The 18,487-nt window shown below is 73.3% G+C and carries 17 protein-coding genes; 9 read left to right on the top strand and 8 right to left on the bottom strand.

Annotated features, from left to right (window positions below):
* Positions 1 to 368: 368 nt before the first annotated feature.
* Positions 369 to 812 carry a DUF6318 family protein gene (locus ASD18_RS03815; RefSeq protein WP_156387878.1) on the bottom strand — a complete coding sequence of 148 codons (444 nt, stop codon included), beginning with the start codon at positions 810 to 812 and terminating at the stop codon, positions 369 to 371.
* Positions 813 to 1,285: 473 nt separating this feature from the next.
* Here ASD18_RS03815 and ASD18_RS03820 point away from each other — a divergent pair, with 473 nt between their 5' ends.
* From ASD18_RS03820 to ASD18_RS21460, 3 genes are all read left to right on the top strand, one after another.
* Positions 1,286 to 2,173 carry a hypothetical protein gene (locus ASD18_RS03820; protein ID WP_056086876.1) on the top strand — a complete coding sequence of 296 codons (888 nt, stop codon included), beginning with the start codon at positions 1,286 to 1,288 and terminating at the stop codon, positions 2,171 to 2,173.
* A gap of 199 nt (positions 2,174 to 2,372) precedes the next feature.
* Positions 2,373 to 4,424 carry an alpha/beta fold hydrolase gene (locus tag ASD18_RS03825; protein WP_056086878.1) on the top strand — a complete coding sequence of 684 codons (2,052 nt, stop codon included), beginning with the start codon at positions 2,373 to 2,375 and terminating at the stop codon, positions 4,422 to 4,424.
* A 92-nt stretch (positions 4,425 to 4,516) separates the two neighbouring features.
* On the top strand, positions 4,517 to 4,825 hold the full coding sequence (locus tag ASD18_RS21460) for a DUF6458 family protein (RefSeq protein ID WP_235522247.1): 309 nt from the start codon (positions 4,517 to 4,519) through the stop codon (positions 4,823 to 4,825).
* A gap of 48 nt (positions 4,826 to 4,873) precedes the next feature.
* Here the strand turns inward: ASD18_RS21460 and ASD18_RS03835 are convergent, their stop codons facing one another.
* The 5 genes from ASD18_RS03835 to ASD18_RS03855 all read right to left on the bottom strand — a co-directional run bounded on the left by ASD18_RS03835 (position 4,874) and on the right by ASD18_RS03855 (position 8,563).
* Positions 4,874 to 5,596: an anti-sigma factor gene (locus tag ASD18_RS03835; RefSeq protein WP_056086881.1), complete on the bottom strand. Its 723-nt coding sequence runs from the start codon at positions 5,594 to 5,596 to the stop codon at positions 4,874 to 4,876.
* Positions 5,580 to 6,188, bottom strand: a complete 609-nt coding sequence (locus ASD18_RS03840; RefSeq protein ID WP_056086885.1) for an RNA polymerase sigma factor — start codon at positions 6,186 to 6,188, stop codon at positions 5,580 to 5,582. Before ASD18_RS03840 ends, ASD18_RS03835 begins: the two co-directional genes overlap by 17 nt.
* Positions 6,189 to 6,223: 35 nt before the next feature.
* A complete protein-coding gene (locus ASD18_RS03845) occupies positions 6,224 to 6,937 on the bottom strand; it encodes a class F sortase (protein WP_082573511.1) in 714 nt (237 codons plus the stop codon).
* A gap of 7 nt (positions 6,938 to 6,944) precedes the next feature.
* Complete coding sequence (locus ASD18_RS03850; RefSeq protein ID WP_056086888.1) at positions 6,945 to 7,769, bottom strand: DUF4397 domain-containing protein; 825 nt, start codon at positions 7,767 to 7,769, stop codon at positions 6,945 to 6,947.
* Positions 7,770 to 7,861: 92 nt separating this feature from the next.
* On the bottom strand, positions 7,862 to 8,563 hold the full coding sequence (locus tag ASD18_RS03855; protein WP_056086892.1) for an alpha/beta fold hydrolase: 702 nt from the start codon (positions 8,561 to 8,563) through the stop codon (positions 7,862 to 7,864).
* A gap of 64 nt (positions 8,564 to 8,627) precedes the next feature.
* On the opposite strand from ASD18_RS03855, the gene ASD18_RS03860 reads away from it, so the two are divergent.
* The 6 genes from ASD18_RS03860 to ASD18_RS03885 all read left to right on the top strand — a co-directional run bounded on the left by ASD18_RS03860 (position 8,628) and on the right by ASD18_RS03885 (position 15,978).
* A complete protein-coding gene (locus ASD18_RS03860) occupies positions 8,628 to 9,341 on the top strand; it encodes a YafY family protein (RefSeq protein ID WP_056086896.1) in 714 nt (237 codons plus the stop codon).
* A gap of 82 nt (positions 9,342 to 9,423) precedes the next feature.
* Entirely contained in the window at positions 9,424 to 11,307 is a 1,884-nt protein-coding gene (locus ASD18_RS03865) for an ABC transporter ATP-binding protein (protein WP_056086900.1), read from the top strand.
* Positions 11,304 to 13,091: an ABC transporter ATP-binding protein gene (locus tag ASD18_RS03870; RefSeq protein WP_056086902.1), complete on the top strand. Its 1,788-nt coding sequence runs from the start codon at positions 11,304 to 11,306 to the stop codon at positions 13,089 to 13,091. Before ASD18_RS03865 ends, ASD18_RS03870 begins: the two co-directional genes overlap by 4 nt.
* A gap of 80 nt (positions 13,092 to 13,171) precedes the next feature.
* Positions 13,172 to 14,167 (top strand): hypothetical protein, encoded by a 996-nt coding sequence (locus ASD18_RS03875; protein ID WP_056086905.1) that lies wholly within the window; start codon positions 13,172 to 13,174, stop codon positions 14,165 to 14,167.
* A gap of 100 nt (positions 14,168 to 14,267) precedes the next feature.
* Positions 14,268 to 14,438, top strand: a complete 171-nt coding sequence (locus ASD18_RS03880; protein ID WP_235522248.1) for a hypothetical protein — start codon at positions 14,268 to 14,270, stop codon at positions 14,436 to 14,438.
* A gap of 103 nt (positions 14,439 to 14,541) precedes the next feature.
* Positions 14,542 to 15,978 (top strand): diguanylate cyclase, encoded by a 1,437-nt coding sequence (locus tag ASD18_RS03885; protein WP_056086911.1) that lies wholly within the window; start codon positions 14,542 to 14,544, stop codon positions 15,976 to 15,978.
* 16 nt (positions 15,979 to 15,994) lie between these two features.
* Here ASD18_RS03885 and ASD18_RS03890 read toward each other — a convergent pair whose 3' ends face one another.
* Together ASD18_RS03890 and ASD18_RS03895 are read right to left on the bottom strand one after the other, a co-directional pair.
* The gene (locus ASD18_RS03890; RefSeq protein WP_056086913.1) at positions 15,995 to 16,360 is read right to left on the bottom strand and encodes a hypothetical protein; all 366 of its coding nucleotides are present in this window, start codon (positions 16,358 to 16,360) and stop codon (positions 15,995 to 15,997) included.
* A 152-nt stretch (positions 16,361 to 16,512) separates the two neighbouring features.
* Positions 16,513 to 18,462, bottom strand: a complete 1,950-nt coding sequence (locus tag ASD18_RS03895) for an NHL domain-containing thioredoxin family protein (protein ID WP_056086915.1) — start codon at positions 18,460 to 18,462, stop codon at positions 16,513 to 16,515.
* Between the last annotated feature and the right edge of the window lie 25 nt (positions 18,463 to 18,487).

Genomic DNA, 18,487 nt, shown 5'->3' on the forward strand with positions numbered 1-18,487 from the left:
CGCTCGGTCCCGGCGCCACAGAGGCAATAGCGGGTCGCCAGTTTCGCACTCAGGGACGGGCGCAGCGCCATCTGCGGGCGCACAACTGCCGCTCACGTTCGACGTGAGCACCGAAGAGGAAACGTTGCACAGCTCGGCGTGGGTGTACTCGCGGAGGACGGGTCGAGTGAGTGCGGCCGGTGCCCGTCGGACATGCTCGTCCCGACGGAACAGATCTCCGATAACCGCGAGTGCGGACTCGGTGGCGTGGGAGCCGAAGGTAGGTGTGTCAGACGTCGGCCTGACTGCTGCCATCCCCGCGGGCAGTGGCAACACGCATGTCAGCGCGACCCACGACGCGAATCCGACCAGGCTCCGTCGCATCGCGGTCATGGGTTGACGGGGACGGGCTCGACTGCCCTGATTGACCACGCCGCACCGTCATGGAGGAGGACGACGCCCGTCCGGTACGACTGCGCGACGCTCCAAGCGTCGACCTCCGTACCATCGCTGTCGATGACCCGTGCTGGCGCCTCATCCATCGTGAGATCGACACTGTAGGAACTAGCTTCGCCGATCTCGGCTCCCACTGCGTAGCCGACGGAGACGGTCCCGCCCTCGCGCCGTTGACCCTGCGCGACCAGCGCGTCCGCGTCTTCGATGACATCGTGGCAAAACACGCAATCAGGCGCCGAAAGCTGCTCCCACTGGGTCACGTCGCCGGTGGCGAAGAGGTACGGGTAGAGCTCGACAAAGTATGTCGCGACGTCGACTGCGCCGGCCACGCTCGGCGGTTCGTCCAGGGCGAGCGGTGCGCGAGGCGCGACCGCCACGCCAGCATCGCTGGGTTCGGCGGTCGGGGTAGCATTCTGCGCTCGCGGTGTGGATGCACCCCCAGGTCTGGGCTCCCCGCCGGTGCAGCCACCCAAGAACAGCACCGCAGTCACAGGCGCAACGAGCAGGGCACGTACGCGTCGACCGCTCCACCTGGGCATGCGGGCGAACGTACCGAAAACGGACACTCCCCGTCACGGCCGCCCACCCAGTTGTGGACAACCCTGTGACGAGAACGCCCCAGGCGGTGGATCCGCGACCCGATCGCAGCAGCGCGTCACCAGTCCCGCGAACCGACCACAGGCAGTCCCAGCCGACCCTTGTCCACGAGTGTCGATGCTCCACGAGCCGCTGCGTCGAGATCCGCTGCGATATCGCGGTGCGCAGACCACAGCCGCTTCCGCCGTCTCTCCGAGCTCCCGCGTTCCGTCAGGAAGGGCTGCTCTCCTCGGCCCAGTGCGACGAGGTGGGCGTGCGGTCGGCCCGTCGCTCCCGACTGGTCAGCACCAGGGAATGGGTCCGGCTCACTCGGGGCGTCTTCGACACGACGCCCGGGCGGGACCGGCGTCGCGACGCCGACCATCGCAGGCGCCGTTCGGCGTGGATCGGGCTGCTCGCGTACGGGCCGGATGCGATCGCCGTGGGGCCGTGCGCCCTCGCACTGCTCGGGGTGAAGGGGCTGCCACCGCACATCGCGCCGGAGGTAGCGATCCGCGGAGGCCGGTCGCACCGTCCGCGAGACGGCGTCCGTGTCCGCCAGTTCGACTGCCCGACGACGTCACGGTATGGCGCCCACGCGGTCGTCGATCTGGTCGCCGCGCTTGTGCAGGCGCTGCCCGAGTTGCCGCGGGAGCACGCGGTCGCGGTCGTCGATGACGTGATTCATCGCGGTCTGCTCTCCGCTCGGGGCCTGGCTGACATCCGGCTGCTCCTCCGGGGCCGGCGCCGGTCCGTGACGGTCGTCGGCTGGTTGCAGCTCGTCGACGCGCGGGCAGAGTCGCCACTCGAGACGTTCGCGCGTCTGCGATGCGTGGACGCCGGGATCCCACCGGACGAGCTCCAGGTCGAGATCCGTGCGCGCGACGGACGACTTCTCGGGCGCGGCGACCTCGGCTGGCGTCTGAGCGAGGGACGGTGGCTCATCGCCGAGATCGACGGGCGTGAGTTCCATGAGGCACCGGACGCGTTGCTCCGCGACCGCGCAAGGCAGAACGCCCTGATCAACTCCGGTCAGGTCGAGCTGCTCCGCTTCACGTCCGACGATGCAACGTCCCGAACGGTGATCCCCGCAACCGTCAGAGCAGCCCTGACCCGCGACCGGGAAGCCCGCCGCTCGTCGACCACGTCGATAGAGCGCTGAACCGCCCCGATACCGACTCCACCAACATGCTCGGCGCCGCGAGGGGGGCGGGAGGAGGCCGAGGCCGGTCGACCATGTCGATGTGTCGTCGATCTAGCCCCATTGCGATCTCAACGACATGGTCGCGGCCAGGCGAGACCGTGAGCCGGCCCGGCAACTCGGCGGACGGCGCCCAGGTCGGGGTGGTAGGACTCTTCGCATGACTTCGACCCCCTTTCATGACCTCGAGCAGTACGTCGGCATCCCTCGGCTGAGCGGGCTCGTCCTCAATGCGGACGGCACGCGGCTGGTGACCAGCGTCGCGACGCTCGACGCCAAGAAGACCAAGTTCGTGACCGCCCTGTGGGAGGTCGACCCGACCGGTGAGAAGCCGGCGCGCAGGCTCACGCGCAGCGCCAAGGGCGAGTCGAGCGCCGCGTTCACCAGCAACGGCGACCTGCTCTTCACCAGCGCGCGGCCGGACCCGGACGGCAAGGACGGCGGCGACGACGAGCCGGTCCCGGCGCTCTGGCTGCTGCCGCGCGACGGTGCGGAGGCACGCGTGGTCGCGGACCGGGCGGCCGGTCTGGGCGGGGTGCACGTGGCGAAGGATGCCGACGTCGTGCTCGTCGGCTCGGACGTCCTGCCCAGCGCGAGCGATGCCGAGACGGACGAGAAGCTGCGCAAGACGCGCAAGGAGAAGAAGGTCGCGGCGATCCTGCACGACGGCTACCCGGTCCGGTTCTGGGACCACGACCTGGGTCCGGAGTCGCCGCACCTGTTCGTCGCGGAGGTCGGCACGGACGTCGTCGCGCCCCTGGCCGGCAGCAAGGACCCGCGGCTGACCCTCACGGACGTCACGCCGGGGGCGCGCTCGGCGCTGGTCGAGCAGGGGTCGGCGATCAGCCCGGACGGTCGCACGGTGGTCACCGGCTGGAACCTGCCGTTGGCCAAGGGCGAGCAGCGGGGGCGGCTGGTGGCCATCGACGTGGCGTCGGGGGAGCACCGCGTCCTGGTCGACGACCCGGGCGCCGACCTCTGGTCGCCCGTCATCTCGCCGGACGGGCAGTGGGTCGTGTTCGCGCGCGAGTCGCTGTCGACGCCGCACGTCGCGCCGCGCGTCACCCTCCAGCTCGTCCCGCTGGCCGGCGGCGACGCGCGCACGCTCGTCGAGAGCTGGGACCGCTGGCCGTCGGCCGCGGTCTGGCTGCCGGACAGCACGGGCCTGCTCGTGACGGCGGATGACGACGGTCGCGGCCCGGTGTTCCGGATCGACCTGGGCACGGACGAGGTCACGCGCGTGACCAGCGACGACGCGACGTTCACCGACGTGTCGGTCAGCCCGGACGGCACGGTCGCGTTCGCGCTGCGGTCGTCGTACGAGGCACCCTCGCACCCGGTGCGGATCGACCTGGAGACGGGTGCGACGACGCCGCTGCGGAGCCCGGCCGCCACCCCGGAGCTGCCTGGCACGCTGACGGAGGTCGAGACGACGACGGAGGACGGCCGGCGGGTCCGCGCGTGGCTGGCGCTCCCCGCCACCACGGAGAAAGCGCCGTTGCTGCTCTGGATCCACGGTGGCCCGCTGGGCTCGTGGAACGCGTGGTCGTGGCGGTGGAACCCGTGGATCCTCGTCGCGCAGGGGTACGCCGTGCTGCTGCCGGACCCGGCGCTGTCCACGGGGTACGGCCAGGAGTTCGTGCAGGTCGGCTGGGGTGCGTGGGGTGCCGCGCCGTACACGGACCTGATGGCGATCACGGACGCGGCCGAGGCGCGGGACGACATCGACGAGACCCGGACGGCCGCGATGGGTGGCTCGTTCGGCGGCTACATGGCCAACTGGGTGGCGGGGCACACGGACCGGTTCCGGGCGATCGTCACGCACGCGAGCCTGTGGGCGCTCGACCAGTTCGGGCCGACGACGGACGCGGCGTACTACTGGCAGCGCGAGATGACCGACGAGATGGCGCTGGAGAACTCGCCCCACCGGTTCGTCGAGAAGATCGTCACGCCCATGCTCGTCGTGCACGGCGACAAGGACTACCGCGTGCCCATCGGCGAGGGTCTGCGCCTCTGGTACGAGCTGCTGGCCAAGAGCGGGCTCCCGGCCGACGACGAGGGCAGGACGCCCCACCGGTTCCTCTACTTCCCGGACGAGAACCACTGGGTGCTCAGCCCGCAGCACGCCATCGTCTGGTACCAGGTGGTGCAGGCGTTCCTCGCGGAGCACGTCCTCGCCCGATCGGGTGAGTATCCCGAGATCCTCGGGTGACGAGCGCTCTCGACGTGCGGGGTGGCCCGGTCGGCGCCAGACTCACCGGTCAAGGCCGCGCGACAACCGTGCGGCTCGACGGAAGGACCGACATGGGTATCGGAGGCGGAATCGCCCTCATCGTCATCGGCGCGATCCTCTCGTTCGGCGTCAGCGACGCCGTCGAGGGTGTCAACCTGACGGTGATCGGGTACATCTGCATGGGCGCCGGTGTCATCGCACTGATCCTGGCGATCGTGCTCAACAGCCAGCGCAGCCACACGTCCCACACCGCGGTCGTCGAGCAGCGCACCACGCCGAACGCGCCGCCCGCACAGGCCGCCCCCGCGGCCCCGCCGGCCGCGCCGGTGCAGCAGACGTACCAGCAGCAGCCGCCGCCGGCGGCCCCGCCGGCCGTCTGACGCACGCAGCACGACGAGACGCCCCCTCCGCTCAGGAGGGGGCGTTTCTCATGCCTCCAGGGGTCCCCGCACGATCGAGTCGCCGGAGTGGGCCGGGTCGCCGTCGAACTGCTCCTCGGACACGTCGACCACGGAGAACTGGCTGAGGTCGAGGCCCGCGGGCAGGTCGAACCGCCCGGACGTCCCCTCGAGGGTGCCCAGGCTGACCAGCCCGCTGACGTCGGGCTTGAGCAGCCAGACCTCACGGAACGCGTCGTCGGACGGGGTGTCCTTGGACAGGTCGACGACGAGCACGCGGCTGCCGTCCGACCGCGTCTCGACCACGGCCGACCCGGACGCGTCCCAGCCGGGCAGCGGCTCGAGAACGGCGGTCGCCTGCACGGTCACCGGGTCGGCGCGGTTGGCCACCCACCAGGCGCCGCCCCCGCCGACCACCAGGCCCGCGGCCGCGGCGCCGGCGATCCAGCCCCACGCGCTCGGGCGCCGACGGCGGGAGTCGAGGGGCACGACGGTGGCGGGGGCGCGCGTGGCGGGCTCGAGGCCGAGCTCGTCGGCGATCCGGTCCCAGACCTGCGGGGCGGGCGCGACGAGCGGACCCTCCGCGGCGCCGACGCGGGCCAGCCCGACGACGTCACGCAGGGAGTCGAGCTCGTCGGTGCACCGCTCGCACTCCTCGATGTGTGCAAGGTCCGACGTCGAACCCGCCGGCTCGCCGAGGGCGAGGAGCGCGAGCACGTCGTCGTCCACGTGGGACTCATCGAACGGCACCATCCACCTCCCATCGGGTCCGCAGCCGGGCGAGGCTGCGCCGGACGTGGCTCTTGACCGTGCCGAGCGGCAGGTCGAGCCGGTTCGCGATCTGGTCGTGCGTGAGGTCGTCGAAGAACGCGAGCCGCAGGATCGTGCGCTGCGGGTCCCCGAGCTTGTCGAGCTCGTCGGCGACGACCACCCGGTCCACCACGCGCGCGTCGACGGACGGCACGGGCCGGTCGGACGTGCTGGCCACCGTCTTGTCCCGCAGGCGCCGGTCCCTCGCGCGCTTCTCGTGCGTGTCGGCGACGACGTGCCGCGTGATGCCGAGCAGCCATGCGGGCAGCCGGGACTTGTCCGGGTCGAACCGCTGGCGGCTGCGCCACGCCTCGACGAACACCTGCTGCGTCACGTCCTCCGCGTCCGTGACGCTGCCGAGCGAGCGGAGCGCGACCGTGTGCACGAGGGCGGACCAGCGTCGGTACGCCTCCGCGATCGCCGTCTCGTCGCCGCGCGCGAACGCGGCACCGAGCTCCTCGACGCCCTCGCCGTCCGGGTCGAGCCGGTGCCCAGGGCGCGCCGAGTCAGCGGACCCGGTCCCGGGTGCGCTCACAGACGGCTCCTCCCTCGTCAGCAGCATTGTCATCATTACCCACCGATCGGCTCGGCGGTGACGACGACGTTGTCCGTATAGTGCCCGATGTCGCGGCGGAACGTGCCACCGCAGGTCACGAGCACCAGTCGCGGCGCGCCGGACCGGTCGAACCACTGGTCCACGGGCGCACCCTCCTTGGCGATCTTCTCGACGCCGACGACGCGGTACTCGCGCACGCCGCCGTCGGCCGAGATGACGGTGATCGTCGCCCCGACGGCCACGTCGAGCAGCCGGGCGAACTGGCCGATCCCGGTCTGCACGCTGTCCACGTGCGCGGCGACGACGGTCGCGCCGGCGGGGTCGGCGGGCGCGGGACCGAACCGGTACCACCCGGCGCGGTCGGCGTCCTCGGGGATCTCCATCTCGCCGTCCTCCTGCACCCCGACCGGGTCCACGGCCATGTCGATCCCCACGTCCGGCACGACGAGCCGGACGGGCGGGGGAGTCGCGGCGACAGGGGCGCCGAGGGCGGCGTCGACCACCGGGACCTGCGGGAGGACGGGGGTGGGGGTCGGTCGCGGCGTCGCCGCGGAGGACGGCGACGCCGCGACCACCGGTCCGGCAGAGGGTTCCGGACCGGTGCACGCGGTCAGCGGACCGATCATCGTGCCGAGTGCGACGACGGTCGCGAGCACGCGTGCGGGACGGGGGCGCACCGCAGCCCGGGCGGGCGCGAGGGCCCGCTCGGGCTGCGGTGTGCCGGTCATGTGCGGGTCAGCCGCGCTGCGTGGCGGGGCGACGGGCGAACGCGAGGCCGACGAGGCCGGCGGCGACCAGCCCGGCGATCGCGAAGGTCCACGCGGACGACCCACCGTCGGAGACGAGGCCGACCTGGCCGGCGTTCACCCCGGACGGGTTGCTGTGCAGGCCGGCGATGGTCTGCGTGGCGAGCGCCAGGGTGGACGGCGACGCGGTCGCGTTGCCCCAGGCGTAGACGATCGTGCTGGTGCCCTCGACGATCGGCACGTCGGCCGGGCCGAGGAGAGCGGGCGTCGTGGTGCCGGTGGCGGTCACGCTGGCGGACACCGTGCCGGCGGGCAGGTTGAGCACCTGCTCGTTCGGGTTGGTGAGGTTGGTGATCACGGGCGAGGTGCCGGCGAGCACGTCGACCCCGGGGGCCGCGGCGACGTGCCGGACGGTGAGCCGGCCCTCGCCGGCGGCGGTGGTGGAGATGTCGTTGGTGAACAGGGTGGCGGTAGGCGCGGCAGCGGCGTCGAGGTGCGCGACGGCCGTGTAGTTCTTGCCGGCCTCGAGCGCGAGGTCGACCGGGCCGATGGCCGGGGAGCTGGCGTCGGCGGCGTCGGCTGCCGTGATGGCGACCGTGTAGGTGCCGGCGGGCAGGTCCAGCGGACCGGCGAGGGAGCCGGGCGTGAAGTCGTCGAGCGTGCGCTCGCCGTTGACCCAGACGTCGACCGTGAGGCCGGGGACACCGTGCAGGACGGACAGCTTGGCGGGGTCGGCCGCGTTCGCGGGGACCGCGGCGAGCGTGACGAGGGCGAGCGTTCCGGCGGCGATGCCGGAGAGAAGACGTGTGCGCATGGTGCGTCCTTCGAGGACTGGCCCGGCGGGTACTCCGGGCGGCCGATGTGCTGACACCCCCTCTTCGGCCGCCGGGCCGTCCCTGGATGCACCTAGCTGCGCGCCGCCTCCGCGATCGCCACCGCGAGGTCCTTCGGCCGCGAGAACATCGGCCAGTGGCCCGTCGGCAGGTCCACGTACGTGAGGTCGTGCAGGTCGCCGAGCTCGGTGTGGAACGGCGGTCCGCCGTTCGCCATCGTCTTGAGCATCTCCGCCGGGATGCTCGAGCAGATCGCGGTGGCCGGCACGTCGAACCGCCGCGGGTCGCCCACGTGCACCGCGCCGCGCACGACCTCGGCCGGGTGCGGGACCGCGCGCCGACGGAACTCGGCCAGCCCGGCGTCGTCGATGCCCTCGATGCTCGACCCCTGGGCCGCGAACTCCTCCCAGCTGGGCAGCGGGACCTCGGCCTCCTCCGTGGCGGAGGCGTCGATCGCGGCACCCTCCACGAGCGGGCCGGAGTCCACGTAGATCGCGCGACGCACGCGGTCGGGCCGCTGGTCGACGACCTCGCCGACGAGCGCGCCGCCCCCGCTGTGGCCGACGAGGACGACGTCGCCCTCGAGGGAGTCGACGAGGTCGGTGACGGCCCGGACGTGGTCGGCGCGCGTGATGCCGGCGCGCTCGGCACCGGGCTCGACCCCGGGCAGGGTCGGCGCGTGCACGTCGAGCTCGTCGGGCAGGGCGGCGACGACGTCGTCCCACGCCCAACCGCCGAGCCAGAAACCAGGGATGAGGATCAGTGAAGTGGTCATGGATCCAGCGTGGACCCCGGCCGGTGACAACGGGATGTCACCTTTGTGTCACCATGCTGGGACCATGAACCGCACCGACCGTCTGTACGCGCTCACGGAGGAGCTGCGGCGCGTCGGCCGCGCCGGCACGACGAGCACCCGGCTGGCGCGGCTGTTCGAGGTCTCCCCCCGGACGGTCAAGCGGGACGTGTCGGCGCTCCAGCAGGCGGGGCTCCCCGTGGTGGCGCAGGCGGGGCTCGGCGGCGGCTACGTGCTCGACGCGTCCGTCGGCCTGCCGCCGGTGAACTTCACGCCCGCGCAGGCGGTCGCCCTGGCGCTCGCGGTCCGGGCGCTGCCGGCGGGCAGCCCGTTCGGCACCGACGCCGAGGCGGCCCGCGCCAAGGTGCTCGACGCGCTCCCGCCGGCGGACCGCGCCCGCGCCGACGAGCTGGCCGGTCGGGTGTGGTCCCGGCCGGACCGCGCGGGCGACGAGGTGCCTCCGCAGGTGCTCCGGGGGGTCGAGGAGTCGATCGGGCGCCGCCGGGTGCTGGCCATCGAGTACCGCCGCTCGGACGGGGCCCTCAGCCGCCGTCGTATCGAGCCGGTCGTCCTCGCCCGGACCGAGGGCACCTGGTACGTCGTCGCGTGGTGCCAGGCGCGGGAGGACCTGCGGTGGTTCCGGCTCGGGCGCATCCTGCGTGCGGACCTGACGCCGGAGGGGTACGACCCCCGCCCGGTCGCCGACATCGGCACGGCCCCTCCCGACGCACGCCCGGTGTCGTCGCGCCCGTCGGACTGAGGTCGCGAAACCCCGTGCGCCCGCGCAGGGCGCGCACTAGGTTGGGCGCGCTCCCACGCCCCGACGAAGGAGGGCGCCGACCATGCTCCGGTCCTGGTACCGCACCGCGGTCCTGCCCCGCAGGGACATCGCCCGCCTGCTGCCGACCGCGGGCGCCGGCCTGGTGGTCGGTCTCACCGCGCTGAACCTGGTGCTCGGCCTCCTGCCCGTCGCGTTCGTGCTGGCCACCAGCGTGGTGGTCGGGCAGGTGCCCGCGGCGGTCGACGGCGGTACGGGCTCGGCCGCGTGGGGTGACCTGGTGCGGACGTTCGTGCTGGCGGCAGTCCTCTTCCTGGCCCGGCAGGTGCTCGCGCCGGTGCAGACCGCGCTGGGCGTGCGGATGCAGCGCCGGATCGACGGCGCCCTGCGGGACCGGGCGCTGCGCATCGCCCTGCGGTCCACCAGCATCGCGCCGATGGAGGACCAGGCCACCCTCGAGGCCCTGACGGAGGCGACGCGGGAGTTCGAGGCCGACTTCCGCAGCCCGGGGGCGTCGGCTGCGGGACTGCTCGCCCTCGTCGCGCGGTACGTGCAGCTGCTCGGGTTCGTCGCGGTCATCGGCGTGGTCGTGTCCTGGCCGGCCGCGGCGGCGGTCCTCGCGGCGACCCTCGTGTTCCGGTACGGGCAGCGCGGCGGGCTGCGGCGGTACTCGCAGGTGTGGAAGAACGTCATCGGCTTCCGACGCCGGTCGGTGTACCTGCGCGAGGTGGCCATGGGCCCGGCGGCCGCCAAGGAGATGCGGGTGTTCGGGCTGGCGGGCTGGTTCACCGACGAGTACAGCGACGCCACCCGGCGGATGCTCGACCCGGTCGCGGCTCGGCGCCGGCAGATCTACCTGGTCCCCTACCTCGTGTACACGGCGATCGGGCTGGTGGTCGGCGCCGCGGTGCTGGTGTCGATCGGGCGGTCGGCGGCCGCCGGCGAGATCACGCTCACCGCGCTGGCGCTCGGCATCCAGGCGGTCGTCGCCGCGATCGCGCTCGGCGAGTACTACCCGGAGTCGGACGTGCAGACGCAGTACGGGATGCAGGCGGTCGCGGCGCTGGCCGAGTTCGAGGAGCGGATGGACGCGGCCGAGGCGCGGCTGGGCTCGTCGGGACCCGGACGGCCCGTGCCGCCCGGGGCGCCCGAGGTGTCGGTGCGGTTCGAGGACGTGCACTTCACGTACCCGGGCAGCGGTCGGCCGGTGCTCGACGGTCTCGACCTGGACCTGCCGGCGGGTCTGTGCACCGCGATCGTCGGCGTCAACGGTGCCGGCAAGACCACGCTGGTCAAGCTGCTGACCCGGCTGCACGAGCCCACCGCCGGCCGGCTCACGGTCGACGGGACCGACCTGGCCGACCTGGACGTCGTCGCCTGGCGCCGCCAGGTCAGCGTGGTCTTCCAGGACTTCGTCCGGTACGAGCTGTCGGCGGCGGACAACATCCTCGTCGGTGCCGTCCATGCCCCACGGGACCCCGCCGTGGTGCGGGGCGCGGCGGAGCGCGCGGGGATCGCCGACGCCATCGACGCCCTGCCGGGCGGCTTCGACACCACGCTGTCCCGCGCGTACGAGGGTGGCGCGGACCTGTCCGGGGGTCAGTGGCAGCGGATCGCCATCGCCCGCTCGCTGTACGCGCTCGAGGCGGGCGCGCGCCTGCTGGTCCTCGACGAGCCGACGTCCGCGCTCGACGTCCGGGCGGAGGCGGCGTTCTTCGACCGGTTCGTCGAGCTCACGCGCGGGGTGACGTCGGTGCTCATCTCGCACCGGTTCTCCAGCGTGCGGCGGGCGGACCGGATCGTCGTCATCGATGCCGGCCGGGTGGTCGAGCAGGGTACGCACGACGAGCTCGTGGCGGCCGACGGGCACTACGCCCGGCTGTTCCGGCTGCAGGCGGAGCGGTTCGCCGCGGGGCTGGACGCCGACGGGAACGAGGTCGACGCATGAGGCAGACGGTGCGGGGGAGCTGGGCGCTGCTCCGGCTGGCGGCGAGCATCAGCCCCGGCAAGCTGACGCTCTCCGCGGTCCTGATGGTGCTCCAGTCGGTAGCGCTGCCGCTGGCCGCGCCCGCGCTCGCCGCGCTCACCGACGCCGCCGTGGCGGGGGACGCCCGCCGTGCGTCGGCGGCGGCGGTGCTCGTCGCGGCGCTGGTCGTCGCCGCGCTCACGGCCGGGCACTTCGCGCACATCTTCTACTTCGAGCTGGGCGACGAGGCGGTGATGCGCCTCGAGCGCGACCTGATCGGGCTCTCCCACGACTCCCCCGGCATCGAGCACCACGAGCGGCCGGAGTACGCCGACCGGCTGCAGGTGCTGCGCACCGAGCTGGACCGGTCCGGCTGGGGGTCCATGCAGGCGCTGCTGTCGGCGATCGGGCTCGGCGTCGCGCTGCTCATCACGGGCGTCCTGCTGGCCCGGCTGAACCCGTGGCTCCTGCTGCTGCCGCTCGCCGCCGTGCCGCCGCTGGTCCTGGGCCGCCGCGCGGAGAGCGTGCTGGGCGCCGCGCGGACCGCCGCCGCGACCGACAACCGCCGCGCACGGCACCTGTTCGTCCTGTCGCTCGACGCGTCCGCCGCCAAGGAGCTGCGCACCTGCGGGCTGGGCGAGGAGGTCCGGTCCCGGCTGGCCCGGTCGTGGGAGGCGGCGACGGCCATCCTCTGGGCGGGGGAGGTGCGTGCGGACGCCCTGCGCGCCGCGGGTCAGCTGGCGTTCGCGGTCGCGTACGTCGCCGCGACCCTGGTCGTCCTGCGCGACGCCGTCGCCGGCCGCCGGACCGTCGGTGACGTCGTCCTGGTGATCACGCTGGCGTCGCAGGTGAACCAGCAGGTCACCGCGGCGGTCACGATCCTCCAGCAGCTGCAGCGGGCCGGCCGGACCATGACCGACCTCGCCTGGATGCGGTCGCTCGTGCAGGCGCAGACCGTGCGGGGGTCGTCGGTGCCCGCCCCGGACGCGCTGCGCGACGGCATCCGGTTCGACGGCGTCTCGTTCACCTACCCCGGCACGGACGCGCCCGTCCTGGAGGGTGTCGACCTCGTGCTGCCGGCGGGGACCAGCGTCGCCATCGTCGGCGAGAACGGCGCCGGCAAGACCACCCTGGTCAAGCTCTTGTGCCGGTTCTACGCGCCCACGACGGGCACGATCACGGTGGACGGCGTCGACCTGCACGACCTCGACCCCGTGGCGTGGCGGGACCGGACGGCGGCGGGCTTCCAGGACTTCTGCCGGTTCGAGCTGCTCGCGCGGCAGAACGTCGGCGTCGGCGACCTGCCCCGGATCGGGGACGACGAGGCCGTGCTCGGTGCGCTCGACCGGGCGCACTCCGCGGACGTCCTGGACCGGCTGGAGGACGGGCTCGACACCCAGCTCGGCACCAGCCACGCGGACGGCGCCCAGCTGTCCGGCGGGCAGTGGCAGAAGCTCGCGCTCGGCCGGGCGATGATGCGCGAGCAGCCGCTGCTCGTGGTGCTCGACGAGCCGACCTCGGCCCTGGACGCCCAGGCGGAGCACGACCTGTACGAGCGGTACGCGGCCCACGCGAAGGCCGTCGGCGCGACGACCGGGGCCGTGACCCTGCTGGTCTCGCACCGGTTCTCGACGGTCCGCATGGCCGACCTCATCCTGGTCGTGGCCGACCGCCGGATCGTGGAGTCCGGCTCGCACGAGGAGCTGGTGGCGCACGGTGGCCTGTACGCCGAGCTGTTCGGGATCCAGGCGGCGGCGTACCTCTGAACCGCTGCGCGTGTGGGCGGTGGCGGGCAGACTGGCAGCGCTCCGGGACGGACCGGGCGAACCGACCAGCAGGGGGATGCATGGACAAGGGCAAGGCACGCGAGGTCAAGGCGCAGGCGACGGACTTCGCTCGGGAGCTGTCCGAGCGGGTGGTGCGGCCGTCCGACGTCGCCGACGGTGGCCTGGCGCTGGCCATCGGTCTCGCACCCCAGCCCGACGGCTCGTACGCGCTGGCGGTCCGCTACCGCCTCGGTCTGCCGTCCGTCCGGAGCATCGCGCGCAAGGTCGTCGCCGAGGTCGGTCAGGACGTGGACGTCCGCCGCACGGGCCGGATCTCCACCCTGGCCGACGACCCGTCCAAGGTGCGGCCGCGCCCGCCGGTCATCACCGCCCGCTCGCTGGGCGAGACCGGTCGCGTGCGCCCGCTGCGGCCGGGCATCTCGATCGCCCACGTCGACGTCTCCGCCGGCACGCTCGGCGCGTTCGTGCACAAGGACGGGGTGGTCCACGCCCTGTCCAACTACCACGTGCTGTCCGGGCGCCCGGAGGCCCGGGTCGGCGACCTCATCCTGCAGCCCGGGCCGGCCGACGGCGGGCGCGCGCCGCGGGACCGGATCGGCACGCTCGCCGCACGGGTGGAGCTGGAGCCCGGCGGCGACGCCACGGTGGACTGCGCGATCGCCCTCCTGGACGACCAGGAGGTGGACCCGGAGTACCCGGTCGGCCGGATCACCACCACCGCGGTCGCCCTCGGCGGCGAGAAGGTGAGCAAGATCGGGCGCACCACGTCGATCACCTACGGGCACATCACGGCCATCGAGCTCGACAACGTGGTCGTCGGGTACGGCGACGAGCTCGGGGAGCTGAGCTTCGACAACCAGATCGAGGTCGAGTCCACGGGGACCGGTCCGTTCTCCCGCGGCGGTGACTCGGGCTCGCTCGTGTACCGGGAGGACGGGGTCGCCCTGGGTCTGCTCTTTGCAGGCTCCGAGTCGGGGGGAGAGAATGGCACCGGGTTGACGTACATCAACCCCATCGATGCCGTTCTGGACGGGCTCGGGGTCACACTGGTCTGACGATCGTCGGACCAGCCGCCCCGCGGCCGTCGCGGTCGGCGGGAGGCGGGACACCATGGCGGACCTCGAGCAGGCCCGGGCAGCGAAAGAGCACCTGCGCATGACGTTGAAGGGGCGCTCGGACGTGCGAGGGATCGGCATCGCGCGCGCGTCCGACGGGTACCAGCTCCAGGTGAACGTGTCCCGGGGCCCCGGTCCGGACCTGCCGGGTGCGGTCGACGGCGTGGACGTGCACGTCCGCGTGGTCGGCGCGATCCACGCGAGCGCCTGACACCGTCCATACCCGTCCGGAATCGTTATCGCTTCCCCAAGACGGGTGATCTCACGCACCTCTCATCCGTGTGCGTCGCACCAGATGGGATCCAGGGTCGATGATGGGCGACGTGACGCGACCAGGCACGGCCGCTCAGGGTGCTCGCGCGGAGAGCAGGTCAGCCGCGGGCCTCGTCGGCGTGCGCGCGCTCGCGCTCGCGGCACACCGCCTGGAGCGCTGCCGGTCCGTCGACGAGGTCGCCCAGGTCGCCGGGTCCACGGGTGTCGAGATGCTCGACGCCAAGCGCGTCGCGGTCTGCCGGATCGACCAGGACACCTGCCGGGTCGTGCTGGTCGAGCCCGCGCCCACCGACCCGCGTGCCGTGTGGATGGCCCGGGCCTCCTACCGCGCCGCCGACCGCCCCGCGCTGCGCGCCCTCATCCGGGACCGTTCCAGCTGGGTGGCCCACGCCCGCACCGTGCACGACGAGCTGACCGTGCCGGACGACCCCGACGCGGGCGACCCGGTCGAGGTGGACACGCTCAAGGAGCTCGATGCCTCCAGCGCGCTCGCGTCGCCGCTGGTGGTGAACGGCAGCGTCTGGGGCCAGATCTACGCGATCCGCATGCGGCCGGGTGCTCCGTTCCGGGTGGACGACATCGCGCGGGCGGAGGTGCTCGCGGCGCTCGTCGCCGGCGCGATCGCGCGGGTGGACCTCGAGGCGCAGGTCCGCCACCTCGTCGCGGACGACCCGCTGACCGGGCTGGCCAACCGCCGGATCGCGGACGCGGAGGCCGAGGCGGCGCTCGAGTCCGGCCAGGAGACGTGCATCGTCATGTGCGACGTCGACGGGCTCAAGCGGGTGAACGACGAGCTGGGGCACGACACCGGTGACGACCTGCTGCGGTCGGTGGCGGACGTCCTCAGCCGCGCGTCCGCCGCGCTGCCCGGGTCCACCGCCGCGCGCATCGGTGGTGACGAGTTCTGCCTGGTGACCGTCGGGCGCCGGCGCGCCGAGGTGGCGGACGTCATGGCCGCGACCATCGCCGAGTTCCCCCTGCCGCACGGCGCCGCGATCTCCTACGGCATCGCCTCCACGGCCGTGACCGGGTCGGTGTCCGCGCGGCACCTGTTCCGGCAGGCCGACACCGCGCAGTACAAGGCCAAGCGGGCTCGTGCACGCGCGCTGCGGTCGATGGTGCCGGCCGCGGCGGACCCCGCGGTCACCGCCGAGCGCGTGCTGGTGGCCGGGACGGCCGCGATCGTGGCCGCCCAGTCCGGCGTCGTCCCGCGCCTGTGCGCGTTCGCGGCGGCCGCGACCGAGACGCTCGGCGGTTCCGCGTGGGCGGTCCTGACGCGCCGCAGCCCCGACGAGCCGCCGTCCGCGGTCGCCCGCGGCGGCAGCCCGGCGGAGCTGGGCGTGGAGTCGTCGACCGCCGTCGTCATCCACGACCTGTGGCAGGTCGAGATCGGCATGTCGGCGACGGCCGCCACCGGCGAGGTCGTCGCGACGTCCCTGGACGCCCTTGCGGCGGTGGCGGTGCTCGGAGCGCGCTGAGCGCGTACGGCGTCGCCTACTGCGGCTCCGCAGACTCAGCGTCCGGCTCGCTCAGCCGGACCCCGTGCTTGCGCGGCGGTGCCTTGATGCCGATCATCACGTCGACCACGTCGATGTACGCCGCCTTGGCGCCCATCCGGAACTCGGTCGCTGCCGCGTGGATCTGCTCGAGGGTGTCGGCCTCGACGATCGTGATCTGGTCGTACTTGCCGTTGAGCCCGCTGGTCACCACGTGCGTCAGCAGGTCCGAGAACTTCGAGAGGTCGTCGGCGTGGCTGACGGAGACCTCATGGATACCCTTGCGCCCGAGCGCGAAGTACTCGGGACTGATCTTCATGAACAAGAAACCGACGTACTTGTTCTTCGCCGCGAGCCGGTGCATGGCCTACCCCCCAGGTCGGTGGCGGGCGAGGGTGAGTCCCCGCCGTCGCGGCTCCCCTGCCCGCTCACCACGAGCGCCCGCCCTGCGCGTAGCTCGCCGCTCCCGATGGGGCCAGGTTCCTCGCGCGCGGTGCGGGGAGTCAAGGTGCCCGGTCAGCCGTGCAGCGGCAGGGTCAACGTGGCCGGCGCGCCTTCGACGAGCCGGATCGGCACGCCCCAGTCCTGTGCGTTGAGGTGGCACGCGGGGTACTCGATCGCGGGGTCGGCGTCGCAGCTGGCCGCGTGCGCGGTGACGTGCAGGACGCCCTCCGTCACGGTCGGGTCCAGCCGCAGCACGCGATCCAGCGGGACGTCGTCGCCGGCGCCCTCGAGCAGCAGCCCGGGCGGGGTCGACGAGACCTGCAGCCGGGTGGACGGGCCGTAGCGGTCGTCGTACTTCTGGCCGGCCGCCGGGGTGAACACCACGTCGAGCCGCACCTCGCCGGGGGACAGCTCGGTCACGGGTCGCTGCGTGCGGTGGCTGCCGGAGTCGAGGAGCCGGCCGACGAGCGTGGCCGGCAGGGCGATCCGCGTGAGCCGGTGCGCCGCGGACTCGACGACGAGCAGGGTGGAGCCGCCGTCGAGCACGACGATCCCGCTGGGCTCCGCCAGGTCGGTGGCGAGCGTGCTCACGGACCCGTCGGCGTATCGACGGATCGCGCCGTTGTAGGTGTCGGCGACGACGACCGAGCCGTCGGGCAGGACCGCGACGCCGAGCGGGTGCTGCAGCCGGGCCTCGGCCGCCGGTCCGTCGCGGTGGCCGAAGTCGAACAGCCCCTCGCCGACGACCGTGTGCACGGTCCGCTCCACCGGGTCCACCCAGCGCAGCGCCGAGGTCTCCGAGTCGGCCAGCCAGATCCGGTCGTCCGCCGCGACCGCGAGCCCGGACGGCTGCGCGAACCACGCCTCGTGCAGCGGCCCGTCGAGCAGGCCCTCGTTCATGGTGCCGCCGAGCAGCTCGATCGACCCCTGCACGTCGCCGAACGCCCAGAGCGTGTGGTTGCCGGCCATCGCGACGACGAACGCGCCGAGCGGCTCCGACCACGCGACGTCCCAGGGCGAGGAGAGCTTGTGCCGACGAGGGCCGGGGACGAACGTGCCGGTGCCGGCGGTGAGTCCCGCGACGGCGTCGCCCGGCTCCCCGATCACGGGGATCGACGCGAGCTCCTGGTCGGCCTCGTCCTCGTCCGACGCCAGGAAGTTGTCCGCGGCGCCGACCATGTACTGCTCGCCGGTCCCGGCCACGGTGGTGACCGCCCCGTCCGCGAGCCGGACCCCGCGCAGCGCGTGGTTGACCGTGTCGGCGACGAGCACGTCGTACCCGAGCAGCGACCGCAGCTCGTCGGGGACGAGGCAGAGGCCGTTCGGCTCGCTGAACCGAGCCTCGTCGGGACCGCCGTCCACCAGCCCGCGCTCGCCGGAGCCGATGCGCCGGACCAGCGTCTCCCCGTCGGACCCGAGCTCGGCGAGGCTGTGGTGCCCGGCGTCGGCGACCAGCAGGTGCCCGTCCGGGAGCACGATCGCCTTGGCCGGGAACCGGAGCGTGCCCTCCGCCGGCGCCGGGGCCACGTACGGTCCGTCGCCGCGGTGCAGCGTGCCCTTGGCCTCGTGCTCGGCGATCAGCTCGCCGACCAGGATCTCGACGTTGCGCTTGTGGCCCTCGCCGGCCATCTGCGCGACGACGTAGCCCTCGGGGTCGATGACGACGAGCGTCGGCCACGCGCGCGCCGTGTACGCCGACCACGTGACCAGCTGCGGGTCGTCCAGCACCGGGTGGTGCACCTCGTACCGCTCGACGGCGGCGGCCAGCGCCACCGGATCGGCCTCGTGCACGAACTTCGGGGAGTGCACGCCGACGATCACGAGCACGTCGCGGTGCTGCTCCTCGAGCTCGCGCAGCTCGTCCAGGACGTGCAGGCAGTTGATGCAGCAGAACGTCCAGAAGTCGAGGATGACGATCTTGCCGCGCAGGTCGGCCAGCGTCACGTCGCGGCCGCCGGTGTTCAGCCACCCCCGCCCGACCAGCTCGGACGCACGGACCCGGGGCAGTCTGCTCTCACGCACGGGACCATTCTGCGCGATCGAACCG

Source organism: Cellulomonas sp. Root137 (assembly GCF_001426725.1).
Lineage (GTDB): Bacteria > Actinomycetota > Actinomycetes > Actinomycetales > Cellulomonadaceae > Cellulomonas.

Coding starts and splice junctions, on each gene's coding strand:
- ASD18_RS03835 (WP_056086881.1), bottom strand. CDS start 5,596: ATGGTGCCGTTCGATGAGTCCCACGTGGACGACGACGTGCTCGCGCTC.
- ASD18_RS03885 (WP_056086911.1), top strand. CDS start 14,542: ATGGGCGACGTGACGCGACCAGGCACGGCCGCTCAGGGTGCTCGCGCG.
- ASD18_RS03870 (WP_056086902.1), top strand. CDS start 11,304: ATGAGGCAGACGGTGCGGGGGAGCTGGGCGCTGCTCCGGCTGGCGGCG.
- ASD18_RS03875 (WP_056086905.1), top strand. CDS start 13,172: ATGGACAAGGGCAAGGCACGCGAGGTCAAGGCGCAGGCGACGGACTTC.
- ASD18_RS03880 (WP_235522248.1), top strand. CDS start 14,268: ATGACGTTGAAGGGGCGCTCGGACGTGCGAGGGATCGGCATCGCGCGC.
- ASD18_RS03845 (WP_082573511.1), bottom strand. CDS start 6,937: ATGACCGGCACACCGCAGCCCGAGCGGGCCCTCGCGCCCGCCCGGGCT.
- ASD18_RS03850 (WP_056086888.1), bottom strand. CDS start 7,769: ATGCGCACACGTCTTCTCTCCGGCATCGCCGCCGGAACGCTCGCCCTC.
- ASD18_RS03855 (WP_056086892.1), bottom strand. CDS start 8,563: ATGACCACTTCACTGATCCTCATCCCTGGTTTCTGGCTCGGCGGTTGG.
- ASD18_RS03825 (WP_056086878.1), top strand. CDS start 2,373: ATGACTTCGACCCCCTTTCATGACCTCGAGCAGTACGTCGGCATCCCT.
- ASD18_RS21460 (WP_235522247.1), top strand. CDS start 4,517: ATGGGTATCGGAGGCGGAATCGCCCTCATCGTCATCGGCGCGATCCTC.
- ASD18_RS03890 (WP_056086913.1), bottom strand. CDS start 16,360: ATGCACCGGCTCGCGGCGAAGAACAAGTACGTCGGTTTCTTGTTCATG.
- ASD18_RS03865 (WP_056086900.1), top strand. CDS start 9,424: ATGCTCCGGTCCTGGTACCGCACCGCGGTCCTGCCCCGCAGGGACATC.
- ASD18_RS03860 (WP_056086896.1), top strand. CDS start 8,628: ATGAACCGCACCGACCGTCTGTACGCGCTCACGGAGGAGCTGCGGCGC.